The sequence below is a fragment of the Comamonas resistens genome (assembly GCF_030064165.1).
GTDB lineage: Bacteria > Pseudomonadota > Gammaproteobacteria > Burkholderiales > Burkholderiaceae_C > Comamonas > Comamonas resistens.
Window position 1 is genome coordinate 4,416,976 of record NZ_CP125947.1, and the last position, 16,397, is coordinate 4,433,372.

A 16,397-nucleotide genomic window follows, 5' to 3' on the forward strand; every position below is an offset into this window, starting at 1 on the left:
CTTTTCCCGTAGAAATGTGAGCATGCAAACACCCACTTATCAGCCTTTCTCGGCACGACGACACTGCATCTCAAATTGTGCAAGGTGCGAACTCTAATGCCTCCGGCAAGCTTCAAGCCAATGCCGATGACAAAAGGCCTTATGCGCAACTCGCATATTTAGAGTAAACCCTAGGCATAACACAAGGGTAATTACCTAGAAAAAAGTCAAAACCCACAAAAACCGTAGAGGCATGAAAAAAAGGGCCCTCGGGCCCTTTGGATGAAAAGCGACAGCAGCCGGGGTTAAACAACTTTGACTTCGGCACCCACGGCCTCGCCCTGTTCCTTGAGAAAGGTCCACAGTGCAGCAGCTCCGCCTTGCGGGGCATCCTGGCTAGGCTTTTCACGATAGGCTCGAACTTCCATGTCCATCTGAAAGCCCGTCACACCCTCCGGCACCGCACTGACCAGACGGCCGCTCTCCAGCTCGCCACGCACTGCGCTGTAAGGCAGGAATGCGACGCCATGTCCTTCAAGAGCCATGGCCTTGAGGCCTTCTGCCATATCGGTTTCGTAGACGCGCTCCAGATGCACGGCTTCGGCCGATTCCTTGAGGATCAGCTCGGTCACGCGGCCCAGATAAGCGCCTGCCGCATACCCCAGATAGGGCAAGGGCTGACCCTGCCTACCGGGCAGCGTAAAGATGGGCTTGCCGTCGGCATCGGGCTTGGAGTAAGGCGCCAGCACCTCATGCCCCAGGCTCACCATTTCATAGCGCGCAGGGTCCAGCTGGAAAGGCTGAGACGGGTGATAGTAGGCAATCAACAGGTCGCAGCCACCCTCTACCAGTCGCATCACGGCATCATGCACATTGAGCGCAAACAGACGGCTGCGGAAGGGGCCGAACTTCTCGTGCACGGCCGAGACCCAGTTCGGGAAAAAGGTGAACGCCAAGGTGTGCGGCACGGCAAAGCCCACCATGCCCTTGCCCGCGCTGACGTGGGCACGCAGCATGGTGCGGGTGCTTTGCAGGGACTGCAGTATTTCCAGCGCCTGCTCATACATGGTCTTGCCTGCCGGTGTCAGACGCGTCGGGTACGAGCTTCTGTCGACCAGATCAGTTCCCGCCCAAGCCTCCAGCGCCTGGATACGGCGCGAGAACGCAGGCTGCGTAACGTGGCGCAGCTGGGCTGAGCGGCTGAAACTGCGGGTTTCAGCAAGGCTGACAAAATCTTCAAGCCATTTGGTTTCCATAGACCGCCATTATCCGCTGCCGCGCGCTGGAGCCGTGCAACCAGGGTGCTTGTCAGGTCAGCAACAGTCCAAGGCTAGGGTAATGCCTGTCGCCCGAGGTAAGCCATGCGACATAGATACCTTGATAATATTTACTCACATCTATCCGGTGTGTTTACTCGCTCCATCCCATCCCGGTGCACAACACCGCGAAGGTCGAGGGACTACATAAGGGCGTTCATCTTGAGTGCGCGCAGATCACGCTCCCCGGCGAACGGCCCTGGCCCATATGTGTTTTCTGACTTCCCGCGTTCATGTCCTCCACTCCTCCCGAGACCGATGGTGCAGCCAATTCCGGCACGCGCCCGGATGAGCCTCGCTCCCTGTGCATCGAAGACTGGCTGACGGTGATCATCATGGCCGCCTTGGCCCTGATCACCTTTGCCAATGTGCTGGTGCGCTATTTCACCAATTCCTCATTCGCCTGGACCGAAGAGATCTCCGTCTTTCTGATGATCCTGCTGGCCCTGGTCGCAGGCTCTGCCGCTGTCGCGCGCAATCTGCATATCCGCATCGAATTCTTCGCCGATAGCGGCTCCATCACACGCCGCAGAAAACTGGCGCGCTTTGGCTCGCTGATGATGGCTCTGCTGTTCGCCCTGATTGCCGTGCTCAGCGTGCGCGTGGTCTATGACGACTTCCGTTACGAAGAAACCTCCCCAGGCATTGGCGTGCCGCAATGGTGGTACTCGATCTGGCTGCCGATTGTCTCGGCGCTGATCACATTGCGCGCTCTTGGCCTGTTCATACGCCAGGGCAAGCCCGGCGCATTCACTGACGAACCCGTGCAAAAAGACCACAGCAAGGAGATCGCATGATCGCCACTTTGCTGTTTGTCGCCTTTCTGGGGCTGATGTTCATTGGCGTGCCCATTGGCGCGGCCCTGGGCCTTGCCGGTGCCGCTGCCATTGCGCTGGCCAATGCCGATACCCAATGGTTCGGCCTGCTGGCTGTGCCGCAGAACTTCTACGCCGGCCTGGGCAAATATCCGCTGCTGGCCATCCCCATGTTTGTACTGGTGGGTTCGATCTTTGACCGCTCTGGCGTAGCCCTGCGCCTGGTGAACTTTGCCGTCGCCATCGTGGGCCGCGGCCCCGGCATGCTGCCCCTGGTGGCGATTGCCGTGGCCATGTTCCTGGGCGGCATTTCGGGCTCCGGCCCCGCCAATGCGGCCGCCGTGGGCGGCGTGATGATTGCGGCCATGAGCCGCGCCGGCTACCCCAAGAGCTTCTCGGCAAGCGTGGTCGGCGCAGCGGCGGCGACGGACATCCTGATTCCGCCCTCCGTGGCCTTCATCATCTACTCGGTGCTGGTGCCCGGTGCCTCCGTGCCTGCGCTGTTTGCTGCGGGCATGATTCCTGGCGTGCTGGCCGGCGTGGCGCTGATCATTCCCGCCGTGTGGATGGCGCGCAAGCACAAGATGGGCGCGCTCGAAGCCTCCATGCCCCGCCCTCCATTCTGGAAAAGCCTGAAAGAGGCTTCCTGGGGTCTGGCCGCACCCGTACTGATTCTGGGCGGCATGCGCATGGGCTGGTTCACACCGACCGAAGCGGCCGTCGTGGCCGTGTTCTACGGTCTGTTCGTCGGCATGGTGATTCACCGCACCATCGGCGTGCGCGATCTGTTCCCCATCCTGCGTGAAGCGGGCGAGCTGTCTGCCGTGATCCTGCTGGTGGTTTCGCTGGCCGGCATTTTTGCCTTCTCGCTGTCCACCCTGGGCGTGATCGATCCGGTGGCCAACGCCATCGTGAACTCGGGCCTGGGCGAGTACGGCGTGCTGGCTCTGCTGATCCTGCTGCTGATCACCGTGGGCATGTTCCTGGACGGAATCTCGATCTTCCTGATCTTTGTGCCGCTGCTGCTGCCCATCATGAACCACTATCACTGGGACCCCGTCTGGTTCGGCGTGATCCTGACATTGAAGGTGGCACTGGGCCAGTTCACTCCGCCACTGGCCGTGAACCTGATGGTCAGCTGCCGTATCGCCGGCGTGCGCATGGAGTCCACCGTGCGCTGGGTGGGCTGGATGCTGCTGTCCATGTTCGTGGTGATGATTCTGGTCATTGCCTTCCCGCAGCTGGCGCTCTGGCTCCCGGCAAAGATGGGCTATTGATTCCAGTCGTTGCGGCCCTGACGGCTGCAACGGCTCATTCCTGCTTTCCAGTTTTTTCGTTTCTAAAAGGGAGACAAACCAAATGAAACTTCGCACCTTCCTCGCATCCGCCGTGGCTACCGCTGCCACACTGGCTTTTGCATCGCCCATGGCCATGGCCCAGGCTAAGTACAAGAGCGAATACCGCATGTCCCTGGTGCTGGGCACGGCCTTCCCCTGGGGCAAGGGCGGCGAGCTGTGGGCCGACAAGGTGCGCGAGCGCACCCAGGGCCGCATCAATATCAAGCTCTACCCCGGTACCTCGCTGGTGCAGGGTGACCAGACGCGCGAGTTCTCCGCGCTGCGCCAGGGCGTGATCGACATGGCCGTGGGCTCGACCATCAACTGGTCGCCTCAGGTCAAGCAGCTCAATCTGTTCTCCATGCCCTTCCTGTTTCCCAACTTCAAGGCCGTGGACGCGGTGACCCAGGGCGAAGTGGGCCAGGAAATCTTCAAGACCCTGGAAAAAGGCGGCGTGGTGCCTCTGGCCTGGGGCGAGAACGGCTACCGTGAAATCTCCAACTCCAAGCACCCCATCAAGACGCCTGCCGACCTCAAGGGCATGAAGATCCGCGTCGTGGGTTCGCCCCTGTTCCTGGACACCTTCACGGCCCTGGGAGCCAACCCCACGCAGATGAGCTGGGCCGATGCCCAGCCCGCCATGGCCAGCGGCGCCGTGGATGGCCAGGAGAATCCCATCTCCGTCTACATGGCAGCCAAGCTGCAGTCCGTGGGCCAGAAGCACATGACCATGTGGGGCTATATCAACGACCCGCTGATCTTCGTCGTCAACAAGGACGTGTGGGCCAGCTGGACGCCTGCCGACCAGGCCATCGTCAAGCAGGCCGCGCTGGATGCCGCCAAGGAAGAAATCGCCATCGCTCGCAAGGGCCTGGTGGAAGCCGATAAGCCTCTGCTCAAGGACCTGGCCGGCCTGGGCGTGACCGTGACCACCCCCAATGCCGCCGAGCGCGAAGCCTTCGTCAAGGCCACCCGTCCTGTGTTCGACAAGTGGAAGAATCAGATCGGCGCACCACTGGTGGAAAAGGCTGAGAAAGCCATTGCTGCCAGCCAGAAATAATCTGCACACTTCATGAAAAATCCCCGCCAGAGCGATCTGTGCGGGGATTTTTCATCTCTTAATCATTCAAAAAGCCAGCACATGCTGCCTTACTACCGATAGGACAGCTTTGATCCAGACTCATCCAAGCGAATATCACCTCGAGTCTGAAGCAGCGCATACACCTTCTGCACCATCGGTGCCTCAAGATTTTCGCTACGGGTCATCGCCTTGATGGCATTGAGTAGGGCCGCGGGCTTTGCTGGACGGTTTTGATTTTCACGCCAAGTGGTGAGCAACCGATATGCATACTGTGCCGCCGATGGGCTCAACAACCCTGCAGGAACGGCAGCGCTCTGAGGCTTGACCTTAGCTGATGCGGGTTTGACTACCGCCGCTTTTACAGGTGCCGTTGAGGCCATGGACTTGCTTACAGATCCTGCCCCAGTTGTAGACACAGTTGTCGCTGTGCTCCTCTTCGACAGGGGCTCGGACGGAGGAGAGGCCGCTGCCGTTTTTAGCCCTGCATCCGCAATCGCACCAGACGCTTTTGCCGAAGAAGCAGGCTCAGCAGCCTTAGCCATAGACACACCAAGCCGTATGGCATCAAACCCCAGTAGCTTGGCATGCTTGATCATTGGCTCATAGCCTAGATCGTTGGCTACAACGACCAGACGCTTTCCCTTCTTGGAAGCCAAGTAGCCGCAATAGAACGAGAGCTGAAAGTCCAATGAATTTTTACCTGCTTGTACCGATGGCACCGAGGTAAAGCGCTCTCCCAGCGCTTGATAGCCTGCATCCATTTGTTTTTGATGAGGGCCATGCAAAAGCCAGACATGGGTGCAGTCGGGCACCATGGCTTGCACTTCACTCCAGGCTGGCTGGACGTTTTCCCAATCGATCAGAACATGCACGCTATCGGCACTCTCCGCTTTTGCCGCGGCGGCGTTCGCCTCACTCGCATGAACGCAGGCATCCGACATGCCGTGCAGTGCCACCTCTTGGACAGATGTCACAGCATTCTGAGCCGATAAGGCCACCGGATGCTTTTGTGCATTCTTGAGAAGCTTCTGTCCCACGGCCTGAGGAATATCGATACCCAGCTGATCCGCAAGCTGCAACAGATATAGCAACACATCTGCAATTTCATCGGCCGCTTTGGCTTTTTGCACAGGATCGACCTTGACAACTTGGGACTGTTGCGGCGTCATCCACTGAAAGATCTCCAGCAATTCGGCGCTTTCAACCATCAACGCCATTGCCAGATTCTTCGGCGTATGAAACTCCTGCCAGTGACGCTCGCTAGCGAACTCCCTCAGCTGCTGCTGCAATGCGCTCAAATCCATGAATGCCCTCTCTTTGCTTCTTGCCCGCGCTTGTACCAGAAGGTAGACAAGTACGGCAAGCAGCAAGACCTTCATCTGCTCAAAATCAGTAGCTACTCACGTATCCTGTAGATAGATTTCAGCATCAAATCAGCTCGACATTGATGTCCAGCAGGCGCAAACCGCTTTGAATTCAGTAGCACATCAAACCGGCGACACCAGCGGCTTGCCGTCCAGATGGTTGCGCATATTGGCGATGAAGCGGTCCACCGAGTTCTGCACGGCCTCGGGTGACCAGCCGCCCACATGGGGCGTCAGCACCACGGCGTCCAGATCGATGAGTTCCTGCGGCGGCTGCGGCTCGCTTTCATAGACATCCAGTCCGGCACCAGCCAGACGGCCTGTGCGCACAGCTTCGGCCAGCGCCTGGGTATCGACCACCGAGCCGCGCGCGATATTCACCAGCACGCCCTTCTCGCCCAGAGCACTCAGTACCTCTGCATCGATCAAATGCCGGGTCCCTGCGCCGCCAGGTGTTGCCACCAGCAGCACATCGGCCCAGGCAGCCAGCTCCAGCAGGCTGTCGAAGTACGCGTAGCTGACGCCCTCTTTGGGCTTTCGATTGTGATAGCCGATAGGCATGTCGAAGGCTGCAGCACGCTTGGCAATTTTTGCGCCAATCGTTCCCAGCCCTACGATGCCCAGGCGCTTGCCCGAAACATTGGCCGGCAAGGGCATGGCCGAGCGCCAGACCCCGGCACGCGTGGCCTTGTCCAGCTTCACGATGCCGCGCACGGCGGCGATCAGCAGGCCCATGGCGTGATCGGCCACGCATTCGTCGTTGGTGCCCACGCCGTTGCCCACGGCAATGCCATGGGCCTTGGCATGGCTCACGTCGATGTTTTCGTAGCCCGCGCCCATGGCGCAGACCAGGGCCAGCTCCGGCATGCGCTGCATCTGTGCGGCCGACAGGCCTGTCGCGCCTATCGTGCACACACATTGCACGCGCGCGCCATGTTCGGAAATGGCAGCCTCGGCCTGATCGGCTTCGGGCGCATAGATCACTTCAAAGTCGGGAAAGGCCTGCGCCATTTGCAGCAGATGGGCGGGGACCTGGAGATTCAGAACGAGCAGGGCTGGCTTCATGGAGACTCGGCCGACGAGCATGGATACAGCCCGCCGACAGCATAGAACAAACCGGCATTGTGCAACCTGCCCCGTGCCGCCGTCGCAGCCAGGGACACTGCCGCACGGCAGCCGGGCTCAAAGCGAGGCGAAACCATATAGCCATCGTTCTTGCGACGCATAAAGCCACGTCGGGCTCACAGCTCAAGCACCAGCCTTGCCGATCTGGCACGCGAACAGCAGGGCAGAAACTGGTCGTTGGCAGCCTGCTCCTCCTCGGTCAGATACATATCGCGATGATCGGGCTGGCCCGAAATGACGCGTGTCAGGCAGGTACCGCAAACGCCCTGCTCGCACGAGGTCTGCACGCATACGCCTATGGACTCCAGCGCCTGCACCACGGTCTGCTCGGGCGTCACACGCACGATCTGGCCGGTGCTGGCCACCTCGACTTCAAAGCTTTCGTCGTCGGCACGATGCTCGACTTCGCCCGCGAAGAACTCGTAATGCAGCTGTTCCTGGGGCCAGCTCGCTGCCCTGGCGGTATCCAGCACCGCATCCATAAAGCCTTTCGGTCCGCAGACATAAAGGTGCACACCAGGCTGAACCGGCTGCAGCAAGGCCCCCAGGTCCAGCGCCGACTTCCCGCTGGCCTCATCCACATGCAGTTGCGCCTTGCCAGCCCAGGGCGCGGCCTCGATCGCATCGGCAAACGCCATGCGCTCGCGGGCTCTGCCGCAATAGTGCAGTTCAAAGTCTGCAGACTCACGTGCCAGGTCACGGGCCATGGCCAGAATGGGCGTGATGCCGATGCCACCGGCCAGCAGCAAATGCTTTTGCGCGGGGCGGTGCAATGCAAAATGATTGCGCGGTGTGCTGATGGTGATCTGCTGACCTGCCTGCAGTTGCTCATGCACGGCGGCCGATCCACCGCGCGATGCGGGCTCGCGCAGCACGGCGATCACATAGCGATCGGCCTCGGTACAGTCGTTGCTCAGCGAATACTGGCGCACCAGGCCGCCAGGCAGATGCACATCGATATGTGAGCCGGCACTGAAGACCGGCAAGGTTTGCCCGTCCAGTGGCAACAACTCCAGGCTGCAGATGCCTTGCGCTTCGTCCTGCTTGCAGGCAATGCGCACTTCCAAGGTGTTCTCGTGATTCATTCTTGCTTCTTGCTGAGGGTTCAAACGGCTGCGTCAGCTGGCTGCGCATTGGCCGACGCGGCGCGCAGTCGCTCAATGACACGGCGCGCACGGTTGGGGCCCACATCCACATGGATGTCGATCACGGAGCGCTTGCCAAAACGCTGCTGGTTGCGAAACTGGGCCTCGATCACCACCTTGTCCTCTTCAAAGGTCGCGGCTGTCTGATCGATGACCAACTGGGTTGGGTCATTCATATCGGGATGCGGATTGGTGGCAATCGTCCAGAAGTAATGGGCCGAGGTTTCCGTCTCGGGCGTCACGCCATGGAAGCCCCGCATATGAAAGCCTTCGCGCTGCGGGTTGCTCAGGCTGTCCGCACCTGCATCCATGGCACCGGTCCAGATACGCACATGGGACGGATGAAACTCCACTTCCTGCCAACGGTCGATACGCCCCTTGAAAGGCCAGGCTGCGGCATAGGTGGGCGGCGGGTCGGAATCGGGCATATGGCGCAACACCGTGACCACATCGCCCTGCTGGCTGACCTTGAGCTCGGCATTCATGTGGATGCGCGCATTGCCGCCTATGGTCTTGAGGTGCACATAGCCCAGATGGCTGAGATCCAGCAGATTGTCGTGAATCAGCTGATATGGGGCGTCGTAGTGATAGACGTCGCCGCCAAAGCGGTAGGCCGGGTCACTGTGCACGGGATAGGCCGGCGGCTCATCCACAGGCTGAGACTGCGGCGTCGCGCCCATCCAGATCCACAGAAGCTGGTCACGTTCACGCAGCTCGAAGGACTTCACGCAGGCTTTGGCCGGAATGCGCTCCTGCCCCGGAATCTCCAGGCACTGTCCACCATGGTCGAACAGCAGGCCGTGGTAGCCGCAGCGCAGGCCACGCTCTTCCACCGTGCCGCAAGACAGCGGAAGCTCGCGGTGGCAACAGCGGTCTTCCAGCGCCGCAACCTTGCCACCAACGGTGCGGAACATCACGACCGGATGTCCCAGCAAGGTGCGCGCCAATGGTTGGTCCTTGAGCTCCCAGGCCAAACCTGCGACGTACCACTGGTCCAGGGGAAATGCCGGAGCTGCGGCAACCATGGGTTGAGAAAGATCGTTCATATGTTCTCCTGATTCAATGTGCTGCAACAGCAGACTCAGATGCGGAGCGATGGCCGGCCAAAGATGGACCCGCAATGCGGTGCAAGGACACAATCACTGCCGACAGAACAAAGGCCAGGCCATAGCCCAGATACAACTGGGCCGGTGACCATTTCGCGTCCAGCAAGCCCCCTGCGACCAGCGGCGAGACGATGGCGCCAATGCGGCCAATGCCGATACCCCAGCCCACACCGGTGGCTCGCACATCGCTGCCATAGACCACGGGGGCAATCGCGTACAGACCTGCCACGCAGGCATTCACAAACACACCAATCAGAAATGCCAGGGTGTACGAAACCCACAGGGCACCGGAGCTGCCCACCAGGAAACACAGCAGCACGGCGGTAATCACCATGAAGATCGCCAGCGTTCGATGAATCGCGAAACGTGCGGCCAGCAAACCCAGCAAGGTCGCGCCCAGGATGCCACCCAGGCTCAGCAGCACACCGGTGGTCACGCCCTGCTCAGGCGTCAGTCCCGAGGCGGCCAGCAGCTTGGGAGTCCAGCTCATCACGAAGTAAAAACCGAACATCACTGCGAAGAACGACAGCCAGACCAAAATCGTGGGGCGCCGCAGTTCAGGGGCCAGCAACTGCAGAGGGCCTGGTCGCTGGTTCTGGCCGGTATCTGCCGCTGCAAAGGACGGGAGCGAGGTCAAAGCCGGCACACCCAGTTTGCGCACCACCGCATTGAGCCGCTGCAGCGCATTGGCAGGACGCTTGACCACCAGGAAGTCCAACGATTCCGGCAGCGCAAACCAGGCCAGCACCAATACCGCCAGCGAAGCAGCTCCCCCGAACATGAAAACGGAACGCCAGCCGTGATGGGCCAGCAGCCAGACGGCGATGCTGCCTCCGATGGTGGCACCCAATGCATAGCCGGTCGATTGCAGCGTGACGGCCAGACTGCGCCAGCGCAACGACGCATATTCGCTCGCAATCACATTGCTGCAAGCCAGAATGCCACCCACACCCAGACCGGTGATCACACGTAAAACGGCCAGCTGAGTCGGTGTCTGGCTCCAGGCCGAAGCCAGCATGCCCAGGCCCGCCACCGCCAGGCAGGCCAGGATCAAAGGGCGACGCCCCAGCTTGTCGGCCAGCGGCGCCAGCAGCAAGGAACCTGCGGCCATGCCGAACAAGCCGGCACTGAGCAAAAAGCCAAGTTCGGAGCCACTGAGCTTCCAGTGCCCCGATACGGCTGAAGCCGTGAAGGCCATGACGAGAACGTCAAAGCCATCGATCATGTTGAGGGCCATGCAGACTCCCACGACCGACCACTGAAAGATTGTCATGGGCCGCTGGTCCAGCTGTGCGCGCAAGCTCTGTTCCATTTTTGTCTCCTGTTTTTTTATTTTCATTCAGCATACTGAATCACATTCAGAATACTGAATGAATAAACCAATCAGCAGCGGGAATTCCCTAGTTCTACTGATTTAACTGCTGGCGAAGGCCAGCATGCCGGTGCGGTCGCTCTGCGCCCCGCCTGCCTATTTACCGCTGGTAGCTGTGGCTTGTTCGCCCACTTCGGCCGCATCGTGCAGCTGCACAAACTTGCGCAGCAGGCGCTTGAACTCCACCTGCTCTTCCGGCTCCAGCGCCGACAGCATGCGTGTGCGCAGCTCGTGCACATTGGGCACAAATGCCGCCAACATGGCCTCGCCTTCTGGCGTCAAACTCAGGCGGCGCTGACGTCTTGGTAATAGCTCGCGATGAATCCAGCCCTTGCTTTCCAGGCGTGCCGCAATATCGGCAGTGGTCGAGTTGTCCAGCGCCACCAGCTTGGCCAGCGTGACCTGGTCTATGCCGGGCGATTCCTGCAGCATGCGCAAGATGGCGTACTGCACAGGCGTCACATCGGGCCCCAGAACTTCGCGAAACAGCTGGGCAGCGATCTGCTGGGCCCGTCGAATCAAGTGACCAGGCTGATCGTAGAGGTCCAGGGAAAGCGGATTGGGGGCAGACGGTTCCATGCAGCAGCGTTTCAAGAGCAGCGCGGCCACAGGTCTGCGCTGACTTCAGTTCAGGAAACGCCGAGATTACTCCATCCCTGCACATGCCGAACCTCAAGCGACAGCCACTTCGGCAACGACTGCCTGCTCCTGCGCAATCAAACGCTCGATGACCCTGCGCGACTGCACGCCACCCGCATCGATATTGAGCTTAAGCAGTTGACGCTCGGGATAGTCCTCAAGATTGCGCTGCTGCAGCTCCAGCATCTCCAGGTCTTCGCTGAAGATCTTGTGCTGACCCTGCTTGATGGCTGCTGTCACGGAAGCATCGCCAGGATTGAACTTGCGCGCCATGCCCCAGAAGTACCACATGGAGCCGTCGGTCTCGGGAGTGATGAAGTCCACCACCATGCTGTAGACCTTGTGTGCGTCCGGTGCTTCATAGCCACCATGGCCCGCATGCGCCACACCCACTTCGATCAGCACATGGCTGGGCGGCGTGAAGCGGCAGATCTGCCACCGGTCCACAGGCACGTCATCGGCCAGGCCATTGCTGCGCAGAGCCATCTTCCAAAACGGAGGCGCCTCGATGCCCTCCATGAAGCGGCTGGTGACCACTTCGCTGTCGCCTATCGTCTCTGTCTTGCAGGGTGTCTCGTCAATCTCCGCCTGACCTATGCTGCTGGAGTGCACATAGGTCTCGTGGGTCAGGTCCATGAGGTTGTCGATCATCAGACGATAGTCGGCCTTGATGTGGAACAGCCCGCCGTCATAGGCCCACTCGGGATTGTCATGCCACTGCAGATTGGGGATCAGGGCGGTATCGGCCGCTTCCTTGTCACCGGGCCAGACCCAGATGAAGCCATAGCGCTCTTCCACAGGGAAGCTCTTGATCGCAGGAAAGCCGCGCACGCGCTGGCCAGGCATGGCGATCGTCTTTCCGTCGCAACCCATCTCCAAGCCGTGATAGCCACAGACCAGCTTGCCTTCGCAGACGCGGCCCAACGACAAGGGCGCACCCCGGTGCGGGCAGAAATCCTCCACCGCCGCGATCCTGCCTTCCAGGGCACGATAGAAGACCATGCGTTCGCCGCAGATCTGACGGCCCAGGGGCTTGTCCGTGACCTCGGCCGCACTGGCCGCCACATACCAGGTGTTGCGAGGATAGATGGGTGCTTTGGTGCTCGGGGTGCTCATCGTGGATATCTCCTTGTCTTTATCTTTTTGGAACTGACGCAAGTGCAGCAACAGCAGCACCTGCAGTCGCGCAATCAGCGGCTGGCTCGAATCAGCTGTGCGCCGGGTACGCGCGTGGTTTCGGGCGAGCGCATGGCTTCACGCAGATTGCGCCGCGCAATGCGTGAATGCTCTTTCATCAAGGCCTCTGCACGGGCCCCTTCACGGTGTTCAATGGCATCGATGACCTCTCGATGCTGCTCCTGCGCCAGGATCAGGCTGCGCAAGGCACGAGGGGACTCGGAGCCCGCAACCACAAAGCCCGAAGGCGAAGCAAACGGCAGGCGCTTGACCCGTTCCAGCTCCCGCTGCATGAAGCTGCTGCCCGACATTTCCAGCAGGATGTCGTGGAACTCGGAATTCAAGGCCACATAGCCGGAAAACGCTTCGTCGCCCCAGTTCTGGGCATCGAGTACGCGGTCGATGGCATCCAGGCAGCGTGTGGCACGGCTCAACAGCGCTGGCTCGACGCCGCGCTCGGCCGCCATGCGCGCCGCCAGGCCTTCCAGCGTGCCGCGCAGTTCTATGGCATCCGATACATCGGCTTCGGACAGCACACGAACCTTGTAGCCGCGCCCGCCCGCCGTGGCCTCGAGCATTCCTTCCTGCTCAAGGCGCATCAGCGCCGCACGTATCGGGGTACGGGAAATGCCAAGTCGCTCGGCCAGCACCAGCTCGGAGATGCGCTCCCCTGCGGCCATCTCTCCGGCCAGCATCATTTCACGCAGCTGCAGCTGCGCTTTGACAACCTGCGAAAGGTTTTCTTCCGCCGCAGGCGCTGGGGCAATGGTTCTTGACATGGGGGTCTGCTAGTTGTTTGATGCGCAAAATGTATACATAAAAATCAATAAACGGCATTTTTTTTATTAATTTCAAGGGAAAACACCTACTTATATGTATACATACAAGAATCCAGGAACATAAAAAAAAGCCACCCTTAGGTGGCTTGCTCCAATGGACTGCGTCAATCGGCCAAAGCCTCTGATTCCGGCTGATTCAGCTGCATATTCCACATGCTGGCGTAGCGCCCTCCGGCAGCGAGCAGATCCTCGTGCCTGCCGCGCTCAATGATGCGGCCAGCATCCATGACCAGAATTTCATGGGCCTCGACCACGGTGGACAGACGGTGGGCGATCACCAGCGAGGTCTTGCCTTGTGCCGCACTGCGCAGCTCGTTCTGGATGGCACGCTCGTTGGCCGAATCCAGCGCCGAGGTCGCCTCGTCAAAGATCAGAATGGGCGGGTTCTTGAGCAGAGTGCGCGCAATGGCCACGCGCTGCTTCTCACCGCCCGAGAGCTTGAGGCCGCGCTCGCCCACGCGGGTTTCGTAACCCTGCGGGGTAGCCACGATGAAGTCATGAATGCGCGCGGCCTTGGCCGCAGCCTCCACCTGCTCGCGCGATGCACCCGGCTGCCCGTAGGCGATGTTGTATTCCACCGTGTCGTTGAACAGCACCGTGTCTTGCGGAACGATGCCCACGGCATGGCGTACGCTGCTCTGGGTCACATTGCGAATGTCCTGCCCGGCGATGCGCACATGACCGCCCTGCACGTCATAGAAGCGAAACAGCAGACGCGCCAGCGTGCTCTTGCCCGAGCCCGAGGGCCCGACCACGGCCACGGTCCTGCCCGCAGGAATGGTGAAGCTCACGTCATGCAATATGGGCCTGGAAGGGTCATAGGCAAACTGCACATTCTCAAAGCGAACCTCGGGCGGCGGATTGCCGATCTGCAGCGGTTGCGCATCCGGGTCATCGGCCACCTCACGCTCCTTGTCCATCAAGGTGAACATGCGGTTCAGGTCCGTCAGGCTCTGCTTGATCTCGCGGTAGATCACGCCCAGAAAGTTGAGCGGGATATAGAGCTGGATCATGAAGGCATTGATCATGACCAGATCGCCCAGCGTGAGTCGCCCATCGACCACGCCCTGCGTGGCACGCCACAGAATGGCCACCAGCGCCGCACCGATGATCAACTGCTGACCGCAGTTGAGCATGGACAGCGTGGTCTGACTCTTGAGCCGCACACGGCGCAGCTTCTCCAGATTGACGTCGTAGCGCTCGGACTCGAACTTTTCGTTATTGAAGTATTTGACCGTCTCGTAGTTCAGCAGGGAGTCAATGGCCTTGGTGTGGGCCGCAGACTCCTGGACATTGGCCTCGCGTCGAAAGCGCGTGCGCCATTCGGTCACCGTGACCGTGAACGTGATGTAGAACACCAGAGCTGCCAGCGTGATGATGGCAAACCACACATCGAATCGCACGGCCAGAATGCCCAGCACCAGCGCCATCTCGATCAGCGTGGGCAGGATGGAATAGAGCGAGTATGAAATCAGCGACTCGGTGCTGCGCACGCCGCGCTCGATGTCGCGGGTCATTCCGCCGGTCTGGCGCTCCAGGTGAAAGCGCAGGCTCAGTGCATGCAGATGCTCGAACGTTGTCAGCGCAATCGAGCGCGACGCCCCCTGCGTGGCCTTGGAAAAAACCAGATCCCGCAGCTCCGTGAACAAGGTCGTGGAAAAGCGCAGCAGGCCATAGGCCAGCAACAGCCCCACGGGCACGACCAGCGCAGCGCGCGCATCGCCGGACTTGATATCCAGCGCATCCACCAGATGCTTGAGCAGCACCGGCACGCCGACGTTGGCCAGCTTGGCCACGACCATGAACAGCAGCGCGGCCAGCGCATGCCATTTGTATTGCCAGATATAGGGAAGCAGGCGGCGCAACGTGGCACCGTCGGACTGGTTGGCCGCTATTGCGGCTTCTTCAGGGGTTGCAGGTAGCTGTGAACGCATTGTGGGGCGGTGTCACCCTCCAGGCAGTCGGAGCCGCGGTAGAGGGCATCTATTTCTATGACAGGAATCGGGGTACCCGCGAATTCTGCCTGCCCCGTCACTTTTCCGCTCAGCCAGACCAGAGTGAACGGCTGCAGCAACTGCCGGTCATAAGTGCCTTTGCCACAGGCCTTGAAAAAGCGCGGCTCGCGCGGCCAGCCCAGACCCGCTTGCTCACTGAACTCGGCCTGCAGCAGGACCAGGCAATCCCTGTCCTCACTGACTGCCTGCAACGTGCGCAGACCGCCACCCCAGCACACGCGCGCGCCGGCGGCCTCGGCTTGCAGGGCTTGCGTCGGAGTGATGTCGGCAAACGCTCCCAACAGCGCTGCGGCACCGGTCAAAGGCTCAGGGTGGCAGGACTGCTGAACGGCTTGTACGGGTGGCTGAGTGGCAGGTGAAGACAGGCCCGCCGGCATGCTTGTGCAAGCCGCCAGCGCCGCACTCAACACCACGGGTAAAGCACCATACCCCCACCATGAACCCTGCTGCATGCTCACTCCCTGTTTTCTTGCCCGAATCGGCATTTGTGGTTTTTCCTGGGCAACATGGTAGAAACCCGATGTTGAGGGACAATGCGGCTTTCCCTTTTGCGTCAGATATTTACATGCCACCCCGTTCACCCGACCTTCCCAGCGTTGCACTGCCAGCCGACAAGGAGCTGGTGCTCAAAGTCGTTCCCATGCCGGCCGATGTCAATGCCAATGGCGACATTTTCGGTGGCTGGGTCATGGCCCAGGTGGACCTTGCGGGCTCGGTGCTGCCTCAGCGTATCAGCCACACCCGCATGGTGACGGTGGCTGTCAACGAGTTCATTTTCAAGCAGCCTGTGCGCGTGGGCGACATTCTGTCCTTCTACGCAGGCGTGCAGCATGTGGGCCGCACCTCGGTGGCCGTGGATGTGGAAGTGTTTGCCGAGCGCTTTTCCGACCAGGGCAAGTATGTGAAGGTGACCGAGGCCCGATTGACCTATGTGGCCATCGACACCACAGGCAAGCCCCAGAGCCTGCCAGATACCGAGCAGACCCGCGCCTGGCGCGAAAAAATCGCGGCCCAGGCTCCACGCGCATAGGCGCAGGCCTTCCGGCCAAAAAGCAAAGCGACCCGAGGGTCGCTTTTTGCATGGCCCG

15 protein-coding genes are annotated in these 16,397 nt (G+C 60.4%); 4 read left to right on the plus strand and 11 right to left on the minus strand.

Going from position 1 to position 16,397, the window contains the following annotated elements; genetic code table 11:
- Positions 1-284: 284 nt before the first annotated feature.
- Positions 285-1,235: a LysR substrate-binding domain-containing protein gene (locus tag QMY55_RS20560; RefSeq protein ID WP_283485965.1), complete on the minus strand. Its 951-nt coding sequence runs from the start codon at positions 1,233-1,235 to the stop codon at positions 285-287.
- Between the two features lie 293 nt (positions 1,236-1,528).
- Between QMY55_RS20560 and QMY55_RS20565 the strand changes: the two genes are divergently transcribed.
- The 3 genes from QMY55_RS20565 (at position 1,529) to QMY55_RS20575 (ending at position 4,507) form a co-directional block, all read left to right on the plus strand.
- A complete protein-coding gene (locus QMY55_RS20565) occupies positions 1,529-2,092 on the plus strand; it encodes a TRAP transporter small permease (protein WP_283485966.1) in 564 nt (187 codons plus the stop codon).
- Positions 2,089-3,387 carry a TRAP transporter large permease gene (locus tag QMY55_RS20570; protein ID WP_283485967.1) on the plus strand — a complete coding sequence of 433 codons (1,299 nt, stop codon included), beginning with the start codon at positions 2,089-2,091 and terminating at the stop codon, positions 3,385-3,387. The genes QMY55_RS20565 and QMY55_RS20570 overlap by 4 nt, the downstream gene beginning before the upstream one ends.
- A gap of 82 nt (positions 3,388-3,469) precedes the next feature.
- Complete coding sequence (locus QMY55_RS20575; protein ID WP_283485968.1) at positions 3,470-4,507, plus strand: DctP family TRAP transporter solute-binding subunit; 1,038 nt, start codon at positions 3,470-3,472, stop codon at positions 4,505-4,507.
- A 92-nt stretch (positions 4,508-4,599) separates the two neighbouring features.
- On the opposite strand, the gene QMY55_RS20580 is transcribed toward QMY55_RS20575, so the two are convergent.
- The 10 genes from QMY55_RS20580 to QMY55_RS20630 all read right to left on the minus strand — a co-directional run bounded on the left by QMY55_RS20580 (position 4,600) and on the right by QMY55_RS20630 (position 15,761).
- Positions 4,600-5,832 (minus strand): PIN domain-containing protein, encoded by a 1,233-nt coding sequence (locus QMY55_RS20580; RefSeq protein WP_328517806.1) that lies wholly within the window; start codon positions 5,830-5,832, stop codon positions 4,600-4,602.
- A 183-nt stretch (positions 5,833-6,015) separates the two neighbouring features.
- The gene (locus tag QMY55_RS20590; RefSeq protein WP_283485969.1) at positions 6,016-6,957 is read right to left on the minus strand and encodes a 2-hydroxyacid dehydrogenase; all 942 of its coding nucleotides are present in this window, start codon (positions 6,955-6,957) and stop codon (positions 6,016-6,018) included.
- Positions 6,958-7,133: 176 nt separating this feature from the next.
- On the minus strand, positions 7,134-8,102 hold the full coding sequence (locus QMY55_RS20595; RefSeq protein ID WP_283485970.1) for a PDR/VanB family oxidoreductase: 969 nt from the start codon (positions 8,100-8,102) through the stop codon (positions 7,134-7,136).
- 20 nt (positions 8,103-8,122) lie between these two features.
- Positions 8,123-9,208: a Rieske 2Fe-2S domain-containing protein gene (locus QMY55_RS20600; RefSeq protein WP_283485971.1), complete on the minus strand. Its 1,086-nt coding sequence runs from the start codon at positions 9,206-9,208 to the stop codon at positions 8,123-8,125.
- Positions 9,209-9,221: 13 nt separating this feature from the next.
- Entirely contained in the window at positions 9,222-10,580 is a 1,359-nt protein-coding gene (locus QMY55_RS20605; protein WP_283485972.1) for an MFS transporter, read from the minus strand.
- Positions 10,581-10,736: 156 nt separating this feature from the next.
- Entirely contained in the window at positions 10,737-11,219 is a 483-nt protein-coding gene (locus QMY55_RS20610; protein ID WP_283485973.1) for a MarR family winged helix-turn-helix transcriptional regulator, read from the minus strand.
- Between the two features lie 93 nt (positions 11,220-11,312).
- Complete coding sequence (locus QMY55_RS20615) at positions 11,313-12,395, minus strand: aromatic ring-hydroxylating oxygenase subunit alpha (RefSeq protein WP_283485974.1); 1,083 nt, start codon at positions 12,393-12,395, stop codon at positions 11,313-11,315.
- Between the two features lie 74 nt (positions 12,396-12,469).
- Complete coding sequence (locus QMY55_RS20620) at positions 12,470-13,234, minus strand: GntR family transcriptional regulator (protein ID WP_283485975.1); 765 nt, start codon at positions 13,232-13,234, stop codon at positions 12,470-12,472.
- 164 nt (positions 13,235-13,398) lie between these two features.
- Positions 13,399-15,228, minus strand: coding sequence for an ABCB family ABC transporter ATP-binding protein/permease (locus QMY55_RS20625; RefSeq protein ID WP_283485976.1), 1,830 nt, complete (start codon positions 15,226-15,228; stop codon positions 13,399-13,401).
- Complete coding sequence (locus QMY55_RS20630; RefSeq protein ID WP_283485977.1) at positions 15,186-15,761, minus strand: hypothetical protein; 576 nt, start codon at positions 15,759-15,761, stop codon at positions 15,186-15,188. Before QMY55_RS20630 ends, QMY55_RS20625 begins: the two co-directional genes overlap by 43 nt.
- A 113-nt stretch (positions 15,762-15,874) precedes the next feature.
- Here QMY55_RS20630 and QMY55_RS20635 point away from each other — a divergent pair, with 113 nt between their 5' ends.
- Positions 15,875-16,339: an acyl-CoA thioesterase gene (locus QMY55_RS20635; protein WP_283485978.1), complete on the plus strand. Its 465-nt coding sequence runs from the start codon at positions 15,875-15,877 to the stop codon at positions 16,337-16,339.
- Positions 16,340-16,397: the final 58 nt, after the last annotated feature.

What these genes read in the sequence shown, in the direction of transcription:
- QMY55_RS20560 (WP_283485965.1), bottom strand. Translation starts at nt 1,235, where the DNA reads ATGGAAACCAAATGGCTTGAAGATTTTGTCAGCCTTGCTGAAACCCGC.
- QMY55_RS20565 (WP_283485966.1), top strand. Translation starts at nt 1,529, where the DNA reads ATGTCCTCCACTCCTCCCGAGACCGATGGTGCAGCCAATTCCGGCACG.
- QMY55_RS20570 (WP_283485967.1), top strand. Translation starts at nt 2,089, where the DNA reads ATGATCGCCACTTTGCTGTTTGTCGCCTTTCTGGGGCTGATGTTCATT.
- QMY55_RS20575 (WP_283485968.1), top strand. Translation starts at nt 3,470, where the DNA reads ATGAAACTTCGCACCTTCCTCGCATCCGCCGTGGCTACCGCTGCCACA.
- QMY55_RS20580 (WP_328517806.1), bottom strand. Translation starts at nt 5,832, where the DNA reads ATGGATTTGAGCGCATTGCAGCAGCAGCTGAGGGAGTTCGCTAGCGAG.
- QMY55_RS20590 (WP_283485969.1), bottom strand. Translation starts at nt 6,957, where the DNA reads ATGAAGCCAGCCCTGCTCGTTCTGAATCTCCAGGTCCCCGCCCATCTG.
- QMY55_RS20595 (WP_283485970.1), bottom strand. Translation starts at nt 8,102, where the DNA reads ATGAATCACGAGAACACCTTGGAAGTGCGCATTGCCTGCAAGCAGGAC.
- QMY55_RS20600 (WP_283485971.1), bottom strand. Translation starts at nt 9,208, where the DNA reads ATGAACGATCTTTCTCAACCCATGGTTGCCGCAGCTCCGGCATTTCCC.
- QMY55_RS20605 (WP_283485972.1), bottom strand. Translation starts at nt 10,580, where the DNA reads ATGGAACAGAGCTTGCGCGCACAGCTGGACCAGCGGCCCATGACAATC.
- QMY55_RS20610 (WP_283485973.1), bottom strand. Translation starts at nt 11,219, where the DNA reads ATGGAACCGTCTGCCCCCAATCCGCTTTCCCTGGACCTCTACGATCAG.
- QMY55_RS20615 (WP_283485974.1), bottom strand. Translation starts at nt 12,395, where the DNA reads ATGAGCACCCCGAGCACCAAAGCACCCATCTATCCTCGCAACACCTGG.
- QMY55_RS20620 (WP_283485975.1), bottom strand. Translation starts at nt 13,234, where the DNA reads ATGTCAAGAACCATTGCCCCAGCGCCTGCGGCGGAAGAAAACCTTTCG.
- QMY55_RS20625 (WP_283485976.1), bottom strand. Translation starts at nt 15,228, where the DNA reads ATGCGTTCACAGCTACCTGCAACCCCTGAAGAAGCCGCAATAGCGGCC.
- QMY55_RS20630 (WP_283485977.1), bottom strand. Translation starts at nt 15,761, where the DNA reads ATGCAGCAGGGTTCATGGTGGGGGTATGGTGCTTTACCCGTGGTGTTG.
- QMY55_RS20635 (WP_283485978.1), top strand. Translation starts at nt 15,875, where the DNA reads ATGCCACCCCGTTCACCCGACCTTCCCAGCGTTGCACTGCCAGCCGAC.